Origin of the sequence: Sabulicella glaciei (assembly GCF_026183895.1) — a bacterium.
Classification (GTDB): domain Bacteria; phylum Pseudomonadota; class Alphaproteobacteria; order Acetobacterales; family Acetobacteraceae; genus Roseococcus; species Roseococcus glaciei.
Map to the genome: position 1 here is coordinate 104981 of NZ_JAPFQI010000005.1, position 23065 is coordinate 128045.

Here is a 23065-nt window from a genome sequence, read left to right on the forward strand (position 1 = left end):
CATCGGAGCGCGACTCGGGTTCCTCGGCGGGCGGCGCCTCGCCCTTGCCGGTGACGCGGCGCCACAAATCACGCAGGGCCATCAGACGCGCTCCCCGAGCAGGGTGGCGCCATCCGTGCCCGTCACCCGGGCGCGCAGCAGCGTGCCGGGCGCGTCGGGGGCGCCGGAAAGCCGCAGCGCGGCGCCATGCGCGGTCATGCCCAAGCCCTTGCCTTCCATCAGCACCTCCTCCTCCGCGCCGAGGCGCCCTGCCAGGAACCGCGCCCGCTCGCGCAGCCCCGCCGCGCGCAGCCGTGCCGCACGGTCGCGCCGCAGCGCAACGGGGGTGGGCGGCATCCGCGCCGCTGGCGTGCCCGGGCGCGGCGAATAGGGAAAGACGTGGAGGAAGGCGAGGCCTGCCTCCGCGATGAACGCTTCGAGCCATGCGTGTTGCGCCTCCGTTTCGGTGGGGAATCCTGCGATCAGGTCCCCCCCCAACGCGGCGCCGGGACGAAGGTCGCGGGCGCGGCGGGCCAGGGCCAGGAGGTCGGCGTGGCGGTGGCGGCGGCGCATGCGCTTCAGCACGAGGTCGTCGGCGTGCTGGATGGACAAGTGCAGGGAGGGAGCCAGACGCTCCTCCTCCGCCCAGACGGCCCAAAACCGGTCATCGAGCGCGGCCGGGTCCAGCGAGGACAGGCGCAGCCGCGCGAGTCCCGGCGCGGCGCGCAGGACAGCGCGGATCAGCCCGGCAAGGTCCGGGTGGCTAGCGAGGTCCACGCCGGAGAGCACGATCTCGCGGTGCCGCTCCGCCAGCGCCGCCGCCTCGCGCGCCGCCTCGGCGACGGGCAGGCCGCGCGAGGGGCCGCGCCCCTGCGGGATGACGCAGAAGGTGCAATGGTGGTCGCAGCCCTGCTGCACCGCCAGGAAGGCGCGCGTCCCGGCCGTGGCGGCGGGCACAACCGGATCCGCCACGGTGATCGGCGCGGGCGGCGCGTCCCAGGCCATCGGGTCCAGCTTGCGCCCGTTGCCGATGACGCGCGCCACGCCCGGCAGGGCGGCCCAGGTATCGGGCGCGATCTGCGCCGCGCAGCCGGTGACCAGGATGGGGCGACCCGGATTCTCGCGCGCCGCGCGGCGGATCGCCTGCCGCGCCTGCGCCTCGGCCTCGGCGGTGACGGCGCAGGTGTTGACCACCAGCGCCCCCGCCCAGCCGCTGCGCTCCGCGAGGTGGCGCATCGCCTCGCTTTCCGCCGCGTTCAGGCGGCAGCCGAAGCTCAGCGCCTCAGCCAAGCGCGATCTCGCCGGAAAAGGCGGTGGCGACGGGGCCGGCCATCAGCACGTGGCCGTCGCTTTCGCGCCATTCCAGGCGCAGTTCGCCGCCCGGCATCTCGATCGTCACGGCGCGATCCGCCAGGCCGCGGCGATGCGCGTTCACCGCTGCCGCGCAGGCGCCGGAGCCGCAGGCCAGGGTCAGCCCTGCCCCACGCTCCCACACCACGAGGCGCATGCGGTCGCGGCCCAGCATCTGCGCGAAGCCGATATTGCCGCGGTCGGGCAGCCAGGGATCGCGCTCCAGCAGGGGGCCGATGCGCCCGATCTCCAGCGTGTCGAGGTCATCTACGAAGAAGGTGACGTGCGGATTGCCCATGGAGCAGGCGACGCCGCCCCGCACGCCCTCCGCCGCCATCGGCACGTGCAGCGTGTCGCAGGGGCGCGCCAGCGGCACGTCGCGCCAGTCGAGGCGCGGCGCGCCCATGTCCACGCGGAACAAGCCGCCGGGCAGGCGCTCGGCGGCCAGCGTGCCGCCGGCGGTGCGGATGGAAAGCCGGTTGCGCCCCGTCTCGTCCAGCACCAGCGCGGCGGCGCAGCGCGTGCCGTTGCCGCAGGCCCCGGCCTCGCTGCCGTCGCTGTTGTGGAAGCGGATGAACAGGTCGGCGCCCGCCGCGTCACGCTCCAGCGTCACCAGCTGGTCGAAGCCGACGCCGCGATGCCGGTCGCCGATGAGGCGGATGGCCTCCTCGGTCAGCCCGGTCGGGCGGTCGCGCGCGTCCACCACAACGAAGTCGTTGCCCAGGCCGTGCATCTTGCGGAAGGGAAGGCGCATGCGAGGGATATAGACCCTCCCCCCGCGCGCCGCGAGCATGGGGGGCATGCCGGACTTGAGGCGCGCGGCCGGGGCGGCCAATGTCCCGCCGCCATGACGCCTCCTTTCCTGCTCCTCCTCCCCCTCGCCCTGCTGGTCGCCGGATGCGGCAGCCGCTACAGCGCCGACGAATACGCATCCAGCGCGGTGCAGCAGGCCAACCCCGTGCAGCGGGGCACGGTGGTGGGCGCTCGCCGCGTCGCCATCGCGGCCGAGGGCGCGGCGGGGGCTGCGGCCGGCGCGGCGGCGGGCGGCGTGGTCGGCGGCGCGACCGCGACCGGCCGCGTGGGCAGCGCCCTGGGCGCGGTGGGCGGCGCCCTGGTCGGCGGGCTGGTCGGCACGGCGGCGGAGCGCGCCTCGGCCAACACCGACGCGGTCGAGTACGTCATCCAGCGCGCCGACAAGGACGAGCTGGTGAGCGTCACCCAGCGCGACGCCGTGCCGATCCCCGTCGGGACGCGCGTGCTGGTCATCGCGGGCGCGCAGGCGCGGGTGGTGCCGGACTACCTGGAGGTGCGGCCCACGGCGACCGCGCCCGCTGCCGCGCCCGCCGCGTCGCCCGCGCCGGTCACGGCCACGCCCCTGTCCGCCCCCACCGAGGTGCCGGTCGCGATCTCGCCGGTCGTTCCGTCGCCCGTGGCGGTGCCGCCGCCCCCGGTCGTTCCGGCCCCGCCGTCTCCGGGGTGAACCGGAACGAATCAAGGCGCGATTGTGGCATAAATGCGCCATCCGTATGGCCCCCAGGTTGAGCCGCACGGACCGGGGCGATAACTGCCCGTGCATGAAAGCAGCACCGACCCTCCTGCTGGCGCTGGCCCTTGCCGGGTGCGGCACCCGCTACAATCCCGACGAATACGCCAGCCGCGCCGTCCAGCAGGCCAACCCGGTGCAGCAGGGCGTGGTGATCGGCGCCCGCCGCATCGCCATCACGACCGATGGCCATGCCGGTGCGGCGGTGGGCGGGGCCTCGGGCGGGGCGCTGGGCGCGGCCTCGGGCGGGCACCCCATGGCCAGCACCCTCGGCGCGGTGAGCGGCGCGCTGGTGGGCGGCGTGCTGGGCGCGATGACAGAGCGCGCGGCGACGGCGAGCGACGGCACCGAATACATCATCCGCCGCACCGACCGTCCGGAACTGGTGAGCGTGACCCAGCGCGACCGCGACCCCCTGCCCGTGGGGGCGCGCGTCCTGGTCATCGCCGGGGCGCAGGCGCGCATCGTCCCCGACTACACGAGCGAGATCCCGGGGCTGCCGCCGCTGGACGGCGCGCCCCCGACCCCGTCCCCGCAGCCCGTCGCCGCGCGCCCCCTCGCGCTGTCGGCCATCCCGCTGCCGCAGCCGCACGTGCCGCATCTCGTGGGCCTGCCGCGCTGAGGAAGGCCGTTTGACTCGCGGCGGGCGCGCCGCTACACGCCCGCCTTCCCCCGCGCCGCTTGGCCTTTGGACAGCCCGGCCGGGACGCGTCCCCCTTCGGCGTGGTGCCGATGCGTGGGATGCCACAACCCACCGACAGGAGGGCCCGAATGTCCAAGATGAAGACCACCTCGAGCGCGAAGAAGCGCTTCAAGATCACGGCGACGGGCAAGGTCCTCGCCGGCCCCGGCAAGAAGCGGCACAACCTGTCCGCCCGCTCGCAGAAGGCCAAGCGGCAGAACCGCGGCTCCCAGGTCCTTACGGACATGGACGCCAAGACGGTGAAGCAGTGGCTGCCCTACGGCCTGCCCCGGTAAGCGAGAGGAGATAGAGACATGGCTCGTGTGAAGCGGGGCGTCACTGCCCATGCCCGCCACAAGAAGGTCCTGAACCTCGCCAAGGGGTATGTGGGCCGTTCCTCCACCACCTACCGCGCCGCGCTGCAGCGCGTCGAGAAGGCGCTGCAATACGCCTATCGCGACCGCCGCAACAAGAAGCGCGAATTCCGCGGCCTGTGGATCCAGCGCATCAACGCCGCGGTGCGCGAGCACGGCATGACCTACTCCACCTTCATCGCCGGGCTGAAGGCCGCGGGCGTGGAGATGGACCGCAAGGTGCTGGCCGCGATCGCCTACGAGGACGCGGCCGCCTTTGCCGCGATCGTCGAGCAGGCCAAGGCCGCGAAGCCCGCCGTCGCCGCTTGACGCGGTAGGGACGAACGCAGACCAAGGGGCCGCGGCGCGCGAGCGTTCGCGGCCCTTTTTCGTGATGTGAGCCGATGATGACCGACGACCTCGATGCCCTGCTGGCCCGCACCGAATCCGACCTCGCCGCCGCTCCCGACCTGCGCGGGCTGGACGCGGTTCGCGTGGCGGCGCTGGGCAAGTCCGGCGCGCTGACCACGCTGCTCAAGGGCCTCGGCGCTGTGCCGGCCGAGCAGCGCAAGGAGCGCGGCGCGGCGCTGAACGCGCTGAAGGGGCGCCTGGAAGCCGCGATCGAATCCCGCCGCGCGGTGCTGGAAAGCGCAGCGCTCGACGCGCGCCTCCTCGCCGAGCGGGTGGACGTGACGCTGCCGGCGCGACCCGCGCCCAGCGGCGCCATCCACCCCATCTCCCGCACGATCGAGGAGCTGACGGCGATCTTCGGCGCCATGGGCTTCCGCGTGGTGGAAGGGCCGGACATCGAGGGCGACTGGTACAATTTCGCCGCGCTCAACATCCCCGACCACCATCCGGCGCGGCAGGACCAGGACACCTTCTACCTGCCCGGAACGATCGAGGGGCGGCGCACCGTTCTGCGCACCCAGACCAGCCCCTTGCAGATCCGCACCATGATCTCGCAGGAGCCGCCGATCCGCGTCATCGCGCCGGGCCGCACCTATCGCTCCGACCATGACGCCACGCATTCGCCCATGTTCCATCAGGTGGAGGGGCTGGTGATCGACCGTGGCATCACGCTGGGCCACCTCAAGGGCTGCCTGACGGATTTCCTGCGCGCCTTCTTCGGCATCTCCGACCTGCCGGTGCGGTTCCGCTCCTCCTACTTCCCCTTCACCGAGCCCTCGATGGAGGTGGATATCGGCTGGAACCGCAAGACCGGCGAACTCGGCGGCGGCGGCGACTGGTTGGAGATCCTGGGCAGCGGCATGGTGCATCCGCGCGTGCTGGCGAATTGCGGCCTGGACGCGCGCGAGTGGCAGGGCTTCGCCTTCGGCATGGGCATCGAGCGCATCACCATGCTGAAGCACGGCATGGCCGATCTGCGCCCCTTCTTCGAGGGCGACGTGCGCTGGCTGAAGCATTACGGCTCGAACCCGCTGGCCCCCGCCACCCTGCACGAGGGCGTGTGACTCCATGAAGTTTTCTTTGAGCTGGCTGCGCGAGTTCCTCGACACCAGCGCGACCCTCGACGAGATCACCACCACGCTCTCCGCCATCGGCATCGAGGTGGAGGGTGTCACGAATCCGGCCGAGGCGTTGGGCGAGTTCCGCATCGCCCGCGTGGTCGAGGCGGTGCAGCACCCCAACGCCGACCGGCTGCGCGCCCTGCGCGTGGACCTTGGCGACGGGCGCGAGCTGTCCGTGGTCTGCGGCGCGCCCAATGCGCGCACCGGAATGGTCGGCGTCGCCGCCATGCCCGGCGCCTTCATCCCCGGCACCGGCATCACGCTGAAGCCCGGCGAAATCCGCGGCGTCAAGAGCGAGGCGATGATGCTCTCCTCGCGCGAGATGGGGCTGGGCGACGACCATTCGGGCATCGTCGAGCTTCCCGAGGATGCGCCGGTCGGCACGCGCTACGTGGACTATGCCGGCCTCGATGATCCCATCATCGAGGTGAAGGTGACGCCCAATCGCGGCGACGCGCTGTCCGTGCGCGGCGTGGCGCGCGACCTCGCCGCCGCCGGGCTCGGCACGCTGAAGCCCTGGCGCGCCGAGCCGGTCGAGCCGCGCTTCGAGACGCCTTTACGGTGGGAGATTGCGGACCCGCAGGCCTGCCTTTGGGCGCTGGGCCGCACGGTGCGCGGCGTGCGCAACGGCCCCTCGCCGCAATGGCTGCAGGACCGGCTGACCGCCGCCGGGCTGCGCCCGATCTCGGCGCTGGTGGACGTGACCAACTGGTTCACCCTCGCCCTCGGCCGCCCGCTGCACGTCTTCGACGTGGCCAAGGTGAAGGGCGAGGTGCTGACGATGCGCTTCGCCCGGCCGGGCGAGGAGCTCGTGGCGCTGAACGGCAAGACCTACGCGCTTGGGGAGGAGGACGGCATCATCGCCGACGCGGCCGGGGCGGAATCCCTCGGCGGCATCATCGGCGGCGAGCATTCGGGCTGCGACGAGACCACCACCGAGGTCTTCATCGAGTGCGCGCTGTTCGACCCGGTGCGGATCGCGCTGTCCGGCCGGCGGCACGGCATCTTCACCGATGCGCGTTCCCGCAACGAGCGCGGCCTCGACCCCGCCCTGATGCGCGAGGCGCTGGAAGGCGCGACGCGCATGATCCAGGAGCTTTGCGGCGGCGAGGCGAGCACGGTGACCGAGGCGGGCGCCGAGCCGGCGTGGCGCCGCGCCGCCACGCTGCGCTTCGAGCGCGTCGCGGGGCTGGGCGGCCTCGACCTGCCGGCGGACGAGGCGGTGTCGCGGCTGGAGCGGCTGGGCTTCGGCGTGGCGTCGCGCGACGCGGCGTCGGTGACGGTCCAGGTCCCCTCCTGGCGCAATGACATCGCCGCGCCGATCGTGCTCGACCAGGACCCCCAGCTGGACCCGGCGCGCGCGCGCAAGGCCGCCGAGGGCTGCGCCGCGGTGGAGGCGGAGTGCGACCTCGTGGAGGAGGTGCTGCGCCTGGGCGGGCTCGACGCCGTGCCTTACGTGTCGCTGCCCGTGTCTTCCGTGGTGCCCGCGCCGTCGCTGGACGCGAAGCAGGCGCGCGCCACCCTGGCGCGGCGCGTGCTGGCGTCGCGCGGCCTGCTGGAATGCGTCACCTACGGTTTCACGGCGCGTGACGTGGCTGCTCGCTTCGGCGAGGCGCCGGACGCGCTGCGGCTGGAGAATCCCATCGCCTCCGACCTCGACCAGATGCGACCCACGCCGCTGGCGACGCTGGCCCTGGCGGCGGCGGCCAATGCGGCGCGCGGCTTCCCCGACGTGGCGCTGGGCGAGCTGGGTGGCGGCTACCGCGACACGGGCCCGGCCGGGCAGCTTGCGATGGCCTGCGGGCTGCGCACCGGCCGCACCCCGGCCAGCTGGGCCTCCCCCGCCCGCCCGGTGGACGCGCTGGACAGCAAAGGCGACGCGATGGCGGTGCTGGAGGCGCTGAACGTGCCCACGGCCGCCCTGCAGGTGACCGCCGACGCGCCGGGCCACTACCATCCCGGCCGCTCCGGCGTGGTGCGCCAGGGGCCGAAGACCGTGCTGGCGCAGTTCGGCCAGCTGCACCCGCGCCTCTGCGCCGCGCTGGACCTGCCGGAAGGCGCCGTCGCCTTCGAGGTGTTCCTGGACGCGGTGCCCGAGCCGAAGCGCCGCCGCAAGGCCGCGCCGGAGCTGTCCACCTTCCAACCGGTGCGGCGCGACTTCGCCTTCCTGGTGGACGCTTCCGTCCCGGCGGAGAAGCTGCTGCGCGCCGCCCAGAACGCCGACAAGGCGCTGATCGCCGAGGTGGCGCTGTTCGATCGCTATGCCGGCGACAAGCTGCCGGAGGGCAAGGTGAGCCTCGCCATCCAGGTCGTGCTGCAGCCACGCGAGCGCACCCTGACCGATGCCGAGATCGAGGCGGCCGGGCAGAAGGTGGTGGCGGCGGTCGGCAAGGCGACGGGCGCGCAGCTTCGGGCATAGGCGGCGCCGAACTCCGCGATCGCGCCAGTCCATTGGCGCGGCGCGGCGGCGGGGCCTAGCGTCCTTTCCAGCGAAAGGAAGCCGTCATGATCCCGCGCATCGCCCTGGCCACCGCCATCCTCGCAGCCGCCGCCAGCCTGCCCGGCGCCCCCGCCCTGGCGCGCGACGCCGCGGTCGAGGAGCGTGACTGCGTGGCGGCCGGGTGCTTCGGCATCGCCGGCATCACCGCCAAGCAAGGCACGAACCCCGCCTGGCACTACGAGGTGCAGGTGGAAAACCGCGACCCGGACGTGGCGCGCCCCTTCCGCATCTCTTTCCGCGCGCCCGGCGCCACCTCCACGGCCAACCCGCGGGGCTACCTGCTGCGGGGCGGGCAGAGCTATTCCTTCCCCCTGGGGCATTCGGCGCATCGCATCCCGGATGAGGTGCTGCGCGCCTCGACGCAGATCCGCTGCCTGGCCTGAGCGATGCCGGGCAAGGCGCGCAGTCTGGCACTGCTGCTGCTGGGCATCACCCTGTCCCTCGCCGTGTGGTTCGCGGGGACGGCGGCGGTGCCCGCCCTGCTCGCCGCCGGCGCGGTGACGCGGGGCGAGGCGGGCTGGCTGGTCGCCGCCGTGCAGGGCGGCTTCGTGGCGGGGACGCTGGTTTCCGCCGTTCTGGCGGCGGCGGATCGCTTTCCCGCGCGTGCCCTGTTTCTGGGCTCAGCGACGCTCGCCGGGCTGGCGACCATGATGCAGGCCCTGGTCGAGCCGGCGGGGACGGGGGCCTATGCGTTGCGCTTCCTGGCCGGGACCTGCGTGGCCGGCATCTACCCGGTGGGGATGAAGCTCGCCTCCGGCTGGGCACGGGGCGATATCGGGCTGCTGATCGGCCTGGTGGTGGGGGCGGTGACGCTGGGCTCCGCCGCGCCGCATGCCGTGCCGGCGCTGCTGGGCACGCCCGAGTGGCACGTGGTCTACCTCGCCGCCGGGGCGGCCTCGCTGCTGGGGGGACTGTGCATCCTGCCCTTCCGCGAGGGGCCGCTCGTGGTGCGCCGCCCGCCCTTCGACCCGCGCCAGGCGCTGGAGGCGTGGCGCGACCGGCGGCTGCGCCTCGCCAATCTCGGCTACCTGGGACACATGTGGGAACTCTACGCCATGTGGGCCTGGGTCGGGCTGTTCCTCCTCGCGCGCGGCGCGGGGGAGGAGGCCGGGCTGCTCACCGCGCTGGTGGTGGGCAGCGGCGCGCTGGGCTGCGTCGGGCTGGGGCTGCTGGCCGACCGCTTCAACCGCGCGCGGGTGGCCGCCGCCGCCATGCTCGTCTCGGGCGGCTGCGCCATCGCCATCGGCTTCGCGCCGGACTGGCTGGTCTGGCCGCTGGCAGCGGTGTGGGGCGTTTCGGTGGTGGCGGATTCCGCGCAGTTCAGCGCCTGCACCACGCTCTGCGCGCGGCCGGACCTCGTGGGAACCATGCTGACGGTGCAGACGGCGATGGGCTTCCTGCTCACTGTGCCGGCCATCCAGCTCATGGCCTGGGCGGTGCCGGCGCTGGGCTGGGGACCGTCCTTCGCGCTGCTGGGCGTTGGGCCACTGTTGGGCGCATGGGCCATGTGGCGCCTGGCGCCGCTCCTGCCGCGCGCGCTTTGACTTCGCGGCCCCATGCCCTATGTCCCCCGGCAACCCCTTCCCCTGCCGGGCTTCCATGACCTCCGAAACGCCGCTCGACCTCATCCGCAACTTTTCCATCGTGGCGCATATCGACCACGGCAAGTCCACGCTCGCCGACCGCCTGATCCAGAGCACGGGGACGGTGGCCGACCGCGACATGAAGGAACAGCTGCTCGACAACATGGAGCTCGAGCGCGAGCGCGGCATCACCATCAAGGCGCAGACCGTCCGCATCCGCTACAAGGCGAAGGACGGCCAGACCTACACGCTGAACCTGATGGACACGCCGGGCCACGTGGACTTCGCCTACGAGGTGTCGCGCTCGCTCGCCGCCTGCGAGGGGTCGCTGCTGGTGGTGGATGCGTCCCAGGGGGTCGAGGCGCAGACGCTGGCGAATGTCTACCAGGCGATCGACGCGGGGCACGAGATCGTGCCGGTGCTGAACAAGATCGACCTGCCCGCGGCGGAGCCGGAGCGGGTGAAGAGCCAGATCGAGGACGTGATCGGCCTCGACACCTCCGATGCGGTGGAGATCAGCGCCAAGACCGGGCTGAACATCGAGGGCGTGCTGGAGGCCATCGTTTCCCGCCTGCCTGCGCCGAAGGGCGACGGCAAGGGCCCCACCAAGGCGCTGCTGGTGGATAGCTGGTACGACAGCTACCTGGGCGTGGTGATCCTAGTACGGGTGAAGGACGGCCACCTGCGCAAGGGCCAGAAGATCCGCATGATGAGCAACGGCGCCACCTACACGGTGGACCAGGTGGGCGTGTTCACGCCCAAGATGGTGCCGGTGGACAGCCTGGGCCCGGGCGAGATGGGCTACCTCACCGCCGCGATGAAGACCGTGGCCGACACCAGCGTCGGCGACACCATCACCGACGACCGCAACCCCGCGCCCGAGGCGCTGCCGGGCTTCAAGCCTTCCATCCCCGTGGTGTGGTGCGGCCTCTACCCGGTGGATGCCGATGATTTCGACAAGCTGCGCGACGCGCTGGGCAAGCTGCGGCTGAACGACAGCTCCTTCCACTTCGAGCAGGAAACGTCGCTGGCGCTGGGGCTCGGCTATCGCTGCGGCTTCCTCGGCCTGCTGCACCTGGAGATCATCCAGGAGCGGCTGTCGCGCGAGTTCAACCTCGACCTGATCGCGACCGCGCCGTCGGTCGTCTACAAGCTCGAGATGAATGACGGCACCGTCGAGGAGCTGCACAACCCCGCCGACATGCCGGACCCGACCAAGTTCCGCACCATCCAGGAGCCCTGGATCAAGGCGACGATCTTCGTGCCCGACGAGCATCTCGGCCCCATCCTGACCCTTTGCAACGAGCGGCGCGGCCAGCAGGTGGAGCTGACCTATGTCGGCAATCGCGCCATGGCCGTCTACCGCCTGCCGCTGAACGAGGTGGTGTTCGACTTCTACGACCGGCTGAAGAGCGTCAGCCGCGGCTATGCCTCCTTCGACTACAGCATGGATGGCTATGCCGAGAGCGATCTCGTCCGCATCTCCATCCTCGTGAACAACGAGCCGGTGGACGCGCTGGCCTTCATGGCGCACCGCTCGGCGGCGGAGAAGCGCGGGCGGCAGATCTGCGAGAAGCTGAAGGACCTGATCCCCCGGCAGCTTTTCCGCATCCCCATCCAGGCCGCGATCGGCGGGCGCGTCATCGCGCGCGAGACGATCTCGGCGCTCTCCAAGGATGTCACGGCCAAGTGCTATGGCGGTGACATTTCCCGCAAGCGAAAGCTTCTGGAGAAGCAGAAGGAGGGCAAGAAGAAGATGCGCCAGTTCGGGAAGGTCGAGATCCCGCAAAGCGCCTTCATCGCCGCCCTCAAGATGGATAGCTGACGCGCGGCTTCATGGCTGGGGCGCAGGGGGCCGATGCCACCCCGGCGCGCCTCGGGCGTTCGAGTCGCCATGCCCGACGAAAACTGCCTCAACATCCGCCTGAGCGAATACTTCCAGAGCCGCGACGAGACCCGTCGCCGCTCCGCCGAAGACGCGGCCCGGGACGAGCCGGACCACGAAGACGGCGAAGACGAGACGGACGAGCGGGGCTAGGCCCCGCGCGGCTCAGTACATGTGCTGACCGCCATTGATGCTCAGCGTGGAGCCGGTGATGAAATCCGCATCGTCGGCCGTCAGGAAGACCACGCCGCGCGCGATGTCCTCCGCCGTGCCCAGGCGGCCGCGCGGGATGCGGGCGATGATCTTTTCCAGCACGTCGGGCGGCACGGCGCGCACCATCTCCGTGTCCACGTAGCCTGGAGCAATGGCGTTGACGGTGATCTGGTTACGGGCGCCTTCCTGGGCCAGCGCCTTGGTGAAGCCGTGGATGCCCGACTTGGCGGCGGCGTAGTTCACCTGCCCGTACTGCCCCGCCTGCCCGTTGATGGAGCCGATATTGACGATCCGCCCGAACTTGCGCGCCGTCATGCCGTCCCACACAGCCTTGCAGGTGTTGTAGCAGGAGCCGAGATTGGTATCGATCACGTCGTCCCACATCTGCCTGGTCAGCTTGCGCATCACGGAGTCGCGCGTGATGCCGGCATTGTTCACCAGGATTTCAACCGGCCCGTGCTCCGCCTCCACCTTCTGCACGGCGGCGACGCAGGCCTCGTAGTCGGACACGTCGAACTTGATGCAAGGAATGCCCGTGCGCTCGGTGAAGGCCTGCGCGGCCGCGTCATTGCCGGCATAGCTGGCGACGACCGTTCGCCCCGCGGCCTTCAGGCCTTCGCTGATCGCAGCGCCGATGCCGCGCTGCCCGCCGGTGACGAGCGCCAAACGTGCCATTGCCGATTCCTCCCAGCCATTCCGAGGCCGTTGCGATTGCACCCCAAGCGGCTTGCCGAAATCAAGCCTTTGTCGTGCGCCGCGGAAAACGGCCCGCTATTTCCGCCGCAGCAGGAATAGCGCCTGCTCGCCGAAAAGGTTGGCAAGGCGCACGGATCGGCGCCACGGCGCGCGCGCTCCCTTCTCGTCCACCGCCAGCCAGCGCTCGATGACATAGCCGTCCAGCCCCGCCAGGGCGACGAAGTCTAGGATGGTGCAGGGATGGATGTTCGGCGTCTCGTACCAGGGGCGCGACCACGTCTCCGTGTCCGGCATGCGGCCGGTGGAAAGCAGCTTCCAGCGGACCTGCCAGTGGCCGAAATTCGGAAAGGACAGGATGGCGTGGCGGCCGATGCGCAGCATCTGGCGCAGCACCTCGCGCGGGCGCTCCACCGCCTGGAGGGTGCGCGACAGCACCACGTAGTCGAAGGCGCCATCCGGATAGAAGGCGAGGTCGTTGTCCGCGTCGCCATGGATCACGGAGAGGCCCTGCGCCACCGCGTCGGTCGCCGCCCCCATGTCGATCTCGATGCCGCGCGCATCGGCGCGCTTCTCCTCGACCAGATGCGCCATCAGCGAGCCGTCGCCGCAGCCGATGTCCAGCACCCGCGCGCCCTCGGGAATCATCTCCGCGATGAGGCGGAGGTCGAGGCGCATGTTCTTGGCGACGTAGCGGATATGGCCGTCGGGCATCAGCGGAAATCCCCGAACACCGTGTCCTCGCTCCAGCCGAGTTCCGCGAACTCCACAGCGCGCAGCGGCGCCTCGCCATGGCTGAAGAACTCGTCCAGCTGCGGCGGCTTGATGACGGTCCCGGACAGCATGGCGTGGGCCTGGCCGCGATGGTGGACCTGATGCTGGAAGACGTGCAGCAGCAGCCGGTCCGCCCGCTCCTCCTGCACGCGGGTGATGCGGTGGACGCGAATGACGCGGCCCAGCGCCGCATCGTCCAGTCCTTCGCAGAAGGCGACGAGGCGGCGATCCACCTCCGCCTGGGCGGGCTGCAACTCCGCCATCGTCCGGCACGGCTCCGGGTCCGCCCAGGCGGCAGGGCCGAGCGTGCCGCCCTCCATCGCATCCACGTAGAAGCGGTCGATGACGAGGATGTGGTTCAGCGTCGCGCGGAGGGAGGGAAAGAAGCCGGTGCGCGGGGCCTCGAACTCTTCCTGGCTCAGCTTCGCGCAGGCCTTGTGCAGGCGCAGATTCGCCCAGGCATTGTTGCGCGCCTGGGCGAGGAGCAGCGCCGCGCCGCTCACAGTCCGGCCTCGCGCGCCGCGCCGCGCAGGAAGCCGCCCAGGGCGCGATGGAAATCCGGCTCATCCAGGAGGAAGGCGTCGTGGCCCTTGTCGGTGGTGATCTCGACAAAGGAGGTCCGCGCGGCGGCCGCGTTCAGGGCGCGCACCAGGGCGCGGCTCTCGCTCGTCGGGAAAAGCCAGTCGCTGCTGAAGGAGGCGACGAAGAAGCGCGTCGGCGTGTTCTCGAAGGCGGCCGCGACGGAGCCGTGCTCCTGCGAGAGGTCGAAGTAGTCCATGGCGCGGGTGATGGTGAGGTAGGAATTCGCGTCGAAGCGCCGCACGAAGGTGGAGCCCTGGTGGCGCAGGTAGCTTTCCACCTGGAACACGTCCTCCAGGAAGGTCACGGCGCTGGCGCCCTGGAGGCGGCGGCCGAATTTCCGCATCAGCGCCTCCTCGCTCAGATAGGTGATGTGCGCGATCATGCGCGCCACGGACAGGCCCTGGGCCGGGATGCGTCCGTCCTCCCAGTAGCGGCCGCCCTTCCAGTCCGGGTCGGCGTGGATGGCGGCGCGCCCCACCTCGTGGAAGGCGATGTTCTGCGCGCTGTGGTGGGTGGCGCAGGCGACCGGCGCGGCGGCCAGCACGGAATCCGGATAGGTCGCGGCCCATTCCAGCACCTGCATGCCCCCCATGGAGCCGCCGATCACCGCCAGCAGCCGGGTGATGCCCAGGTGGTCCACCAGCTTCTTCTGGGTGCGGACCATGTCGCGGATCGTAACGGTGGGGAAATCCGTGCCCCAGGGCCGGCCCATCCCGCGCCCGTCCTCGTCCGTCATCTCCTCGCGCGGGCCGGTCGTGCCCATGCAGCCGCCCAGCACGTTGGCGCAGATGACAAAGAACCGGTCCGTGTCCACCGGCAGGCCGGGGCCGACCAGGTTGGACCACCAGCCGGGCTTGCCGGTGACGGGCTGCCGCTCGGCCACGTACTGGTCGCCGGTCAGGGCGTGGCAGATCAGGATGGCGTTGGAACGCGCGGCGTTGAGCGTGCCATAGGTGCGGAAGGCGACGGCAAGCGGCCGGATCGTGGCGCCGCAGTCGAGCGTCAGCCCCTCCTCCAGCACGACGCGCTGGTGCTCCACGACCGGAAAGGGGGCGAGCGTCCTCATCCTGGGACAGGAGATAGGGCCGGCCAAGCCCCGGGGCAACTTGGCTTGCGGCGGGGGGACCGCTATGCCGGGGAAAGAATGGCAGACACCGAGACACTGGCCGGAGTCCGCGCCGAGCTGGACGCGCTGGATGACGGGATGCACGCGCTGCTGATGCGGCGCGCCGACGCCGTGGCGCGCCTCGCCGCCAGCGCCGCCAAGCCCAGCGGAACCGTGCTGCGCCCGGGGCGGGAGGCTGCGATCCTGCGCCGTCTGCTCCGCCGGCACGAGGGGAGCCTGCCGCGCGCCGCCCTGGTCCGCATCTGGCGGGAGATCTTCGCCGCCTCCGTCGCCCAGCAGGGCGGCTTCTCCGTGGCCGTGCCGCCCGACCCCGCCCTCGCGCGCCTCGCCGCCGAGCATTTCGGCACCGGCACTGCCCTGCGGCCGCAGCCCAGCCTCGCCGCCGCGCTGAGCGCCGTGGCCGGGGGCGGGGCCGCCGCCGCCCTCCTCCCCTGGCCGCGCGACGGCGAGGCGGAGGAGGAGGCGTGGTGGACCCGCTTCGACGCGCAGCAGCTCCAGGTCATCGCGCGCCTGCCCTTCCTCCATCCCGGCGAGCCGCCGCTGGAGGCCGCGGTGGTGGCGCTGAACCCGGCCGATTCCTCCGGCGAGGACCGCGTGCTGTTCCGGCTGGAAGCGCCGGAGGAAAGCCGCGCCGCCCTCGCCGCGCGCCACCCCGGCGCCCGCGTCCTGATCGCCCGGCGCGAGGCGGGGAGAACCCGTGCCCTGCTGGAGGCCGAGACGGCGCCGCCCGGCGCCACCGTGCTCGGCCGCTACGCCCTTCCCGAACGAGGTGCCGCATGACCGCGCTGCTCCCCCGCCCCTCCATCCTCTCGATCGAGCCCTATGTCGGCGGCGAGTCGAAGCTGCCGGGGGTGAACCGGATCATCAAGCTCTCCTCCAACGAGGGCGCCTTCGGCCCGCCGCCCATGGCGGTGGAGGCGATCACGGCGATGGCGCGCGAGGCGCATCGCTACCCCGATGGCGGCGCGACGCGGCTGCGCGAGGCGATCGGCGCGCGCTTCGGCCTCGACCCCGCGCGCATCGTCTGCGGCAACGGCTCGGACGAGCTGATCGCCTACCTGATCCTCGCCTATGGCGGCGAGGGGACGGAGCTGATCATGCCCGCGCACGGCTTCGTGATGTACGACCTGACGGGCCGCTATGCCGGCTGCCGCGTCATCAAGGTGCCGGAGCGCAACCTCGTCGCCGACGTGGACGCGATGCTGGCGGCGGTGGGGCCGCGCACCAAGCTGGTCTGTCTGGTGAACCCCAACAACCCGACCGGGGCGCTGCTGCCGCGGAACGAGGTGGAGCGGCTGCGCGCCGGGCTGCGCGACGACATCCTGCTGATCCTCGACGCGGCCTATGCCGAATACGTCACCGACCCCGACTACGACCCCGGGCAGGCGCTGGTGGATGCCTCGGGCAACACGGTGATGACGCGCACCTTCAGCAAGATCTTCGGCCTGGGCGGGATGCGGCTGGGCTGGGCCTACATGCCGCCCAATGTGGCGGACGTGCTGGCGCGCATCCGCGGCCCCTTCAACGTGAACGCCGCCGCCATACAGGCCGGCATCGCCGCCCTGGCGGAGCCGGGCTGGATCGAGCGCAGCGTGGCGCACAACGAGGAATGGCGCGCGAAGCTCTCGGCGGGGCTGGAGGCGGCGGGCATCAAGGCCTGGCCGAGCGCGTGCAACTTCGTCCTCGCCGATTTCGGCACGGCGGAGGGGGCAGTGGCTGCCGACGCGGCGCTGCGCGCGCGCGGAGTCATCGCCCGCATGGTCGGCGGGTACGCCCTGCCTTCCTGCCTGCGCATCACCGTCGGCACCGCCGAGGAGTGCCAGATGGTGATCGACGCGCTCACGGAGTTCATGAGGACGAAGTCCTCGTGAATTCGTTGATTTCTCGCCCTCAGGCGCCGGGCGCGGCCTCCGGCTGCTTGGCTTGCGCGCCTCAGACGTGGAGCGCGGGTTGGGCGGTTCCGAGCCGCGCGCCGGCCGCCTTGCGGCCAGGATGCCGCCGGCGGGTGTCGCGGTGACCACCCCCGTCTTCCAGCGCCTTTGCCTGATCGGCGCGGGGCTGATCGGTTCCTCCATCGCGCGGCGCAACCGCGAGCGCGGCGACCTGGCCGGGGAGGTGGTGGTGACGGCGCGTTCCGCCGCCACGCTGGCGCGCGTGCGCGAGCTGGGCTTCGCCGACCGGGTGGAGGAGGATGCGGCCGAGGCGGTGAAGGACGCGGACGGCGTCATCTTCTGCGTGCCCGTCGGCGCCTATGCCGGGGTGATGCGGCACATCGCGCCGCATCTCGCCCCCGGCGCCATCCTGTCCGATGTCGGCTCCACCAAGGGCAGCGTCATCCGCGACCTCCTGCCCCTTTGCCCGCCCGGCGTGCGCCTCGTGCCCGCGCATCCCATGGCGGGCACGGAGCATAGCGGCCCCGATGCCGGCTTCCCGACGCTGTTCGAGGGGCGCTACTGCATCGTCACCCCGCTGCCGAACGGCGACCCCCAGGCGGTGGAAAAGGTGCGGGAGTTCTGGCGCCGCTGCGGCTCGGCCGTGGAAAGCATGGATGCGGCGACGCACGACAAGGTGGTGGCCATCGTTTCCCACCTGCCGCACCTCATCGCCTTCACCATCTGCGGCACGGCCGACGACCTCAGTGAGGAAACGCGCGAAAGCGTGCTGAAATTCGCCGCTTCCGGCTTCCGCGACTTCACCCGCATCGCTTCCAGCGACGTGGCGATGTGGCGCGACGTGTTCCTGAACAACCGCGAGGCGGTGCTGGAGATGCTGGCCCGCTTCACGGAGGACGCGCACGCCTTCGGCCGCGCCATACGCTGGGGGCAGGAGGAGTTCATCGTGGACCGCATCCAGCGGGGCCGGAAGATCCGCCGCTCGCTGATCGAGCGGAAGCAGGCATGACATGGACGCCGCGGCGTCCCGCCGTCTAGGCTTCCCCAAAACAATCAGGGAAGCCCGTCCATGATCCCCCGCCGTCCCCTGCTCCTCGCCGCCCTGGCCGCGCCGGCCCTGGCCCGCGCCCAGGGGGGCCAGCCCGGCGCCTACCCGACGCGGCCGATCAACTTCATCATCCCCTTCGCCCCCGGCGGCGGGACGGACATCATCGCCCGCGCCCTCCAGCCCACCCTGCAGGAGGAGCTCGGCCAGGCGATGGCGATCGAGAACCGGGCCGGCGCCTCGGGCACGCTGGGGATCGGGCAGGTCACGCGCGCGCGACCGGATGGCTACACCCTGGCGATGACGACGGTCAGCGCCTCCGCCGTGGTGCCGCCGCTGATGAACCCGCCGCCCTACGACATCCTGCGCGACCAGACGCCCGTGATCCTGGCCGGCACGGTGCCGCTCGTCGTGGTGGTGCCCAATGACAGCCCGGTGCGCGACTTTGCGGGTTTCCTGGCCCACGCCAAGGCCAATCCGGGCAAGCTGAACTACTCCTCCTCCGGCGTCGCGACGCAGCAGCATTTGGCGGCGGAGCTGCTTTCCGCCCAGGCCGGGCTGTCCATGGTGCACGTGCCGTTCCGCGGCACCGGCCAGGCGGTGACGGAGGTGCTGGCGGGGCGCATCGACGTGGCGATGGACACGCTGCCCACCTACCTGCCGCATATCCGCGCCGGGCGGGTGCGCGCCATCGCCGTCACCATGCTGCAGCGCGTGGAATGGCTGCCCGACCTGCCCACCGTGGCCGAGAGCGGCTTTCCCGGCTTCGACGCCAATGTCTGGTATATGATCATCGGCCCGGGCGGCCTGCCGGACCCCATCACCGAGCGCTGGGTCGCCGCCACCAACCGCGCCCTGGCCGAGCCGGCGGCCCGGGCGCGGCTACGCGAAAGCGGCTTCATCGTCGGCGGTGGCTCCTCGGCCGACGCGGCCGCGCTGCTGCGCCGCGACGCGGAGCGCTACGCGCGGGTGATCCGCGAGGCGCGCATCAGGCTGGACTGAACGCATGACACGAACCGCCCTCGTCCTCGGCGCCGGCATCATGGGGCTTTCCGCCGCATGGGGCCTCCATCGCGAGGGCTTTGCCGTTTCGGTGGTGGAGCAGGATGCGGTGCCCAATCCGCGCGGCTCCTCCGTGGACGACCACCGCCTGATCCGCCACGCCTATGGCGCGCAGCGCGGCTATATGCGGATGGTGGACGAGGCCTACGAGGCGTGGGACGCGCTGTGGCGCGACCTGGGCACGGTGCTGCACGTGCCGACCGGCGTGCTGGCGCTGGACGAGGGCGGCGGCGACTGGCTGCGCGACAGCCGAGCCGCGCTGCGCGAGGCCGGGCATGCGGTGCAGGACCTCGCGGCCGGCTCGGTGGAGGCGCGCTTCCCGCTGCTGCGCGGCGCCGGCATCGCCGACGCCTTCCACATGGAGGCGGGAGGCGTGCTGCTGGCGCAGCGCATCGTCGCCGCCTTCGCGGCGCATCTGCGCGCGAACGGCGTCGCCTTCCGCCAAGCCCGCGTGCGGGAGGTGGGCGAGGCGCTGACCCTGGAGGACGGGACGCGGCTTGCCGCCGACGCGCTGGTGGTGGCGGCGGGCCCGTGGGCCTCCCGCCTGCTGCCCGCCCTGCGCGGCCGGGTGACGCCCTCGGCGCAGGTGATCGTGCGGCTGCGCCCGCCCGATGCGGGGTGGTCGCGCATGCCCATGATCCTCGACCTGTCGCCAGCGGGCGGGTTCTACCTCGTCCCGCCCGTGGCCGGGACGCCGCTGAAGATCGGCGACCATTCCTTCTCGCTGCAAGGCGACCCGGACGACCCCGACCGCACGCCGGACCGGCGCGAGGTGGAGCGCATCCTGTCCCTCGCCGCGCGCCGGGTGCACGGCATCGAGGACTGGGCGCGGGAGGGCGAGGCGGTCTGCTTCTATGACGTGGAGCCGCGCGAGGCGTTCATCCTGGAACCCCTGGGCCGCCGCGCCTTTGTCATGTGCGGCTTCTCGGGCCACGGATTCAAGTTCGGCCCCGTGCTGGGGCTGCGCCTCGCCGCCACCCTGGCGGGGCGGGAGGAGACGGCGGCGCTGTCGCGCTGGGCCGCCGGAAGGGAGAGCGTCGCCGCATGAGCAGCCCCACGACCCAGACGGAGGACATCGCCTTCGCCCTCACGCGCCTATGCCCCGTGCCGGGCGAGCTGGCGCCGGAGGAGGTGGGGGCGCTGGTGGAGGAGATCGCGCGCTTCTGCCGCGAGGTGGTGGCGCCGCACCGCCTGGAGGCGGACCGGCAAGGCGCCACCTTCCGCGACGGGGCGGTGCAATGCCCGCCCGCCTATCGCGCGGCCTATTCGGCATGGCGCGAGGGGGGCTGGCAGTCGCTCTGCGCCGGCGCGGCGCATGGCGGGCAGGAACTGCCCTTCGCCCTTTGGGCCGCCTTGAAGGAATTGCTGGCGACGGCGGACATGGCCTTCTCGCTCTGCCCCACGCTGACCGCCGGCGCGGTCGAGTGCCTGGAGCGCTTCGCCTCGGAGGAGCAGGCTTCGCGCCTCCTGCCGCCCCTGGTCAGCGGCGCCTGGAACGGCACGATGAACCTGACGGAGCCGCAGGCGGGCTCCGATCTCGGCGCCATCCGCACGCGGGCGGAGCCGCTGGGCGACGGGCGCTACGCGCTGCACGGGCAGAAGATCTTCATCACCTATGGCGAGAACGACCTCGCGGAAAACACGCTCCACCTCGTGCTGGCGCGGCTGCCCGACGCGTCGCCTGGCTCACGCGGCATCTCGCTCTTCGCCTGCCCGAAGATCCTGCCCGACGGATCGCGCAACCCGGTGCGCTGCGGCGGCATCGAGCACAAGCTGGGCATCCACGCCTCTCCCACCTGCACCATGTATTTCGAGGGCGCGGTCGGCGAGATGATCGGGGAGGCGCATCGCGGCCTCCCCGCCATGTTCGCCATGATGAACAACGCCCGGCTCCAGGTCGGCATCGAAGGCGTGGCCGCCGGGGCGCGGGCGCTGGAGCTGGCGGAGGCCTATGCGGCGGGGCGCGAGCAGGGCGGGCGCCCCATCGCGCGCCACCCCGACGTGGCGCGGATGCTGGCCGAGATGCGCGCCACCACGCTGATGGGCCGCTTCCTGGCGCTGGAGGCGGCGGTCTGCGCCGACCGGGGGGACGAGCAGCGCCTCGCCCTGCTGACGCCCATCGTGAAGGCTTGGTGCACCGACCGAGGGGTCGAGGCCGCGAATCTCGGCGTGCAGGTGCATGGCGGCATGGGCTTCATCGAGGAGATGGGCGCGGCGCAGGTGCTGCGCGACAGCCGCATCGCCCCGATCTACGAGGGCACCAACGGCATCCAGGCCCTCGACCTCGTTTCCCGCAAGCTGGGACGCGACCAGGGGGCAGGGATGCGCGAGCTGATCGCGGAGGCGCGGGAAGCGGATGCGCGCCTCGTCCCCGCCGCCGGGGAGCTGGAGCGGGCGACCTCGCGCATGTGCACCGCTTCGCCCGAAGAGGCGTCTGCCTCCGCCGCCGCCTATCTGGAGGCGGCGGGCTGGGTGCTGGGCTCGGCGCGCCTGGCCCGCGCGGCGGCGCTGGATGCGCGCTACGCGCCGCTCGCGGATTTCGCCATGGCGCGGCTCCTCCCCCGGGCCCTGGCGCGGTGCGAGGAGGCGGCTGCGCCCGAGGCGGTGCTGGCGCTGCTCGTGTGACGGAAAAACCTTCCGCGCCCTTGCAGCCTTCCGCCCTGCCCGCATTTACACCAGGGACCACGACCGCAAGACCAGGCATGAACGCACCTCTCCCCGCCCCCGCGCTGCGACGGCAGCGACCTCATGTCGTCGTGGTCGGAGCGGGGCCGGGTGGCCTGGCCGCCGCCATGCAGCTGGCCGCCGGCGGGGCGCGCGTCACCCTGCTGGAGAAGGACGCCGTGGTCGGTGGCCGCACCCGCACGCTGGAATCCCCGGGCGGCTACCGCTTCGACCTGGGGCCGACCTTCTTCCTCTACCCGCGCATCCTCCAGGAAATCTTCGCCTCCTGCGGCGCCGACCTGGAGGAGGAGGTGGAGATGATCCGCCTCGACCCGCAATACCGCCTGGTCTTCGAGGGGGATGGAGGCAACGCGGTGCTGGACGCCACCCCTGACATGGACCGGATGGAGGCGGCGATCCGCGCCATCGCGCCGGGCGACGCCGCCGGGGTGCGGCGCTTCATGCGCGACAACCGCGAGAAGCTGGCCGCCTTCCGCCCGGCGCTGGAGCGCCCCTTCCTGGCGGCGCGGGCGATGATGGGGGCGGACATGCTGCGCTCCCTCAAGCACCTGCGCCCGCACAAGATGGTGGATGGCGATCTGCGCCGCTACTTCCGCGACCCGCGCATCCGCCTCGCCTTCTCGTTCCAGACCAAATACCTGGGCATGTCGCCCTTCCGCTGCCCGTCCATGTTCACCATCCTGAGCTTCCTGGAATACGAGTTCGGCGTGTTCCATCCGCGCGGCGGCTGCGGCGCGGTGAGCGAGGCGATGGCGCGCGTGGCGGAGCGCCTCGGCGTGGAGATCCGGCTGAACACGCCGGTGGACCGCGTGTCCTTCACCGGGCGCCGCGCCACGGGGGTGGAAGCGGCGGGTCAGCACATCGAGGCCGATGCGGTGGTGCTGAACGCCGACTTCGCCCATGCCGTGCCGCGCCTGATCCCCGACGCGCTGCGGCGCGATTGGAACGACCGCAAGATCGAGCGCGCGCGCTACTCCTGCTCCACCTTCATGCTCTATCTGGGCGTGGAGGGGCGCTTTCCGGAACTCGCACACCACACGATCCTGCTCAGCCGCGAATACCAGCGCAACATCGCGCAGATCGAGGCCGGCGTGCTGCCGAACGAGCCCTCGACCTATGTGCAGAACCCCGTCGCCAGCGACGCTTCCATGGCGCCGCCGGGCCATTCCTCGCTCTACGTGCTGGTGCCCGTGCCCAATCTCCGCTCCGGCCTCGACTGGGAAAGCGAGGCGCCGCGCTTCCGGCAGGCGGCGCTGGACCGGCTGAAGGCGCTGGGGCTGCACGACATCGAAAGCCGCATCCGGTACGAGCGCATGGTGACGCCGCAGGGCTGGCACGACGACTTCGCCGTGGGCTACGGCGCCACCTTCAACCTGTCGCACGACCTGCTGCAGATGCTCTCCTTCCGCCCGCGCAACCGCTTCAACGACACCGAGCGCCTCTACCTCGTCGGCGGGGGCACGCATCCGGGCTCCGGCCTGCCGGTGATCTACGAGGGCGCGCGCATCACCGCGAAGCTGGTGCAGCAGGACCTGCGGATTCCCGTGACGGTCGAGCCGAGCTTTGCCGCGCAGTGAGGACCACGC

The 23065-nt window shown here is 72.0% G+C and carries 23 protein-coding genes; 17 read left to right on the forward strand and 6 right to left on the reverse strand.

Translation table 11 applies throughout. The annotated features are described in order from the left end of the window. Positions 1-81: 81 nt before the first annotated feature. Positions 82-1269 carry a MiaB/RimO family radical SAM methylthiotransferase gene (locus OF850_RS09420; RefSeq protein ID WP_301589792.1) on the reverse strand — a complete coding sequence of 396 codons (1188 nt, stop codon included), beginning with the start codon at positions 1267-1269 and terminating at the stop codon, positions 82-84. Next, a complete protein-coding gene (dapF, locus tag OF850_RS09425) occupies positions 1262-2083 on the reverse strand; it encodes a diaminopimelate epimerase (RefSeq protein WP_301589793.1) in 822 nt (273 codons plus the stop codon). The genes OF850_RS09420 and dapF overlap by 8 nt, the downstream gene beginning before the upstream one ends. A 93-nt stretch (positions 2084-2176) precedes the next feature. On the opposite strand from dapF, the gene OF850_RS09430 reads away from it, so the two are divergent. The 10 genes from OF850_RS09430 (at position 2177) to OF850_RS09475 (ending at position 11560) form a co-directional block, all read left to right on the forward strand. Further along, entirely contained in the window at positions 2177-2809 is a 633-nt protein-coding gene (locus OF850_RS09430; RefSeq protein ID WP_301589794.1) for a hypothetical protein, read from the forward strand. Positions 2810-2903: 94 nt separating this feature from the next. Next, positions 2904-3494 carry a hypothetical protein gene (locus tag OF850_RS09435; protein ID WP_301589795.1) on the forward strand — a complete coding sequence of 197 codons (591 nt, stop codon included), beginning with the start codon at positions 2904-2906 and terminating at the stop codon, positions 3492-3494. Between the two features lie 149 nt (positions 3495-3643). Continuing rightward, complete coding sequence (gene rpmI / locus OF850_RS09440) at positions 3644-3850, forward strand: 50S ribosomal protein L35 (protein WP_207539063.1); 207 nt, start codon at positions 3644-3646, stop codon at positions 3848-3850. Between the two features lie 18 nt (positions 3851-3868). After that, positions 3869-4237: a 50S ribosomal protein L20 gene (gene rplT, locus OF850_RS09445; protein ID WP_301589796.1), complete on the forward strand. Its 369-nt coding sequence runs from the start codon at positions 3869-3871 to the stop codon at positions 4235-4237. Between the two features lie 77 nt (positions 4238-4314). Beyond that, positions 4315-5382, forward strand: a complete 1068-nt coding sequence (pheS, locus tag OF850_RS09450) for a phenylalanine--tRNA ligase subunit alpha (protein ID WP_301589890.1) — start codon at positions 4315-4317, stop codon at positions 5380-5382. A gap of 4 nt (positions 5383-5386) precedes the next feature. Beyond that, positions 5387-7858, forward strand: coding sequence for a phenylalanine--tRNA ligase subunit beta (pheT, locus tag OF850_RS09455; protein ID WP_301589797.1), 2472 nt, complete (start codon positions 5387-5389; stop codon positions 7856-7858). 86 nt (positions 7859-7944) lie between these two features. Beyond that, complete coding sequence (locus tag OF850_RS09460) at positions 7945-8322, forward strand: hypothetical protein (protein WP_301589798.1); 378 nt, start codon at positions 7945-7947, stop codon at positions 8320-8322. Positions 8323-8325: 3 nt separating this feature from the next. Then, positions 8326-9483 carry an MFS transporter gene (locus OF850_RS09465; RefSeq protein ID WP_301589799.1) on the forward strand — a complete coding sequence of 386 codons (1158 nt, stop codon included), beginning with the start codon at positions 8326-8328 and terminating at the stop codon, positions 9481-9483. 55 nt (positions 9484-9538) lie between these two features. After that, a complete protein-coding gene (lepA, locus tag OF850_RS09470) occupies positions 9539-11347 on the forward strand; it encodes a translation elongation factor 4 (RefSeq protein WP_301589800.1) in 1809 nt (602 codons plus the stop codon). A gap of 69 nt (positions 11348-11416) precedes the next feature. Then, positions 11417-11560 carry a hypothetical protein gene (locus OF850_RS09475; protein WP_301589801.1) on the forward strand — a complete coding sequence of 48 codons (144 nt, stop codon included), beginning with the start codon at positions 11417-11419 and terminating at the stop codon, positions 11558-11560. 12 nt (positions 11561-11572) lie between these two features. Here OF850_RS09475 and phbB read toward each other — a convergent pair whose 3' ends face one another. The 4 genes from phbB to metX form a co-directional block, all read right to left on the reverse strand. Further along, positions 11573-12295 carry an acetoacetyl-CoA reductase gene (gene phbB, locus OF850_RS09480; RefSeq protein ID WP_301589802.1) on the reverse strand — a complete coding sequence of 241 codons (723 nt, stop codon included), beginning with the start codon at positions 12293-12295 and terminating at the stop codon, positions 11573-11575. 96 nt (positions 12296-12391) lie between these two features. Continuing rightward, positions 12392-12991 (reverse strand): methionine biosynthesis protein MetW, encoded by a 600-nt coding sequence (gene metW / locus OF850_RS09485; protein WP_301589891.1) that lies wholly within the window; start codon positions 12989-12991, stop codon positions 12392-12394. Between the two features lie 35 nt (positions 12992-13026). After that, entirely contained in the window at positions 13027-13590 is a 564-nt protein-coding gene (locus OF850_RS09490; RefSeq protein ID WP_301589803.1) for a DinB family protein, read from the reverse strand. Further along, positions 13587-14735, reverse strand: a complete 1149-nt coding sequence (gene metX / locus OF850_RS09495) for a homoserine O-acetyltransferase MetX (protein WP_301589804.1) — start codon at positions 14733-14735, stop codon at positions 13587-13589. The genes OF850_RS09490 and metX overlap by 4 nt, the downstream gene beginning before the upstream one ends. A gap of 78 nt (positions 14736-14813) precedes the next feature. Between metX and OF850_RS09500 the strand changes: the two genes are divergently transcribed. The 7 genes from OF850_RS09500 (at position 14814) to crtI (ending at position 23056) form a co-directional block, all read left to right on the forward strand. Then, positions 14814-15575: a chorismate mutase gene (locus OF850_RS09500; RefSeq protein WP_301589805.1), complete on the forward strand. Its 762-nt coding sequence runs from the start codon at positions 14814-14816 to the stop codon at positions 15573-15575. Next, positions 15572-16666 (forward strand): histidinol-phosphate transaminase, encoded by a 1095-nt coding sequence (gene hisC, locus OF850_RS09505; RefSeq protein WP_301589806.1) that lies wholly within the window; start codon positions 15572-15574, stop codon positions 16664-16666. The genes OF850_RS09500 and hisC overlap by 4 nt, the downstream gene beginning before the upstream one ends. Before the next feature lie 142 nt (positions 16667-16808). After that, positions 16809-17696, forward strand: a complete 888-nt coding sequence (locus OF850_RS09510) for a prephenate/arogenate dehydrogenase family protein (RefSeq protein ID WP_301589807.1) — start codon at positions 16809-16811, stop codon at positions 17694-17696. Positions 17697-17756: 60 nt separating this feature from the next. Next, entirely contained in the window at positions 17757-18734 is a 978-nt protein-coding gene (locus OF850_RS09515) for a Bug family tripartite tricarboxylate transporter substrate binding protein (RefSeq protein ID WP_301589809.1), read from the forward strand. Positions 18735-18738: 4 nt separating this feature from the next. Further along, positions 18739-19842 (forward strand): NAD(P)/FAD-dependent oxidoreductase, encoded by a 1104-nt coding sequence (locus OF850_RS09520; protein ID WP_301589810.1) that lies wholly within the window; start codon positions 18739-18741, stop codon positions 19840-19842. After that, on the forward strand, positions 19839-21419 hold the full coding sequence (locus OF850_RS09525; RefSeq protein ID WP_301589811.1) for an acyl-CoA dehydrogenase family protein: 1581 nt from the start codon (positions 19839-19841) through the stop codon (positions 21417-21419). Before OF850_RS09520 ends, OF850_RS09525 begins: the two co-directional genes overlap by 4 nt. A 77-nt stretch (positions 21420-21496) precedes the next feature. Beyond that, a complete protein-coding gene (gene crtI / locus OF850_RS09530) occupies positions 21497-23056 on the forward strand; it encodes a phytoene desaturase family protein (RefSeq protein WP_301589812.1) in 1560 nt (519 codons plus the stop codon). Positions 23057-23065: the final 9 nt, after the last annotated feature.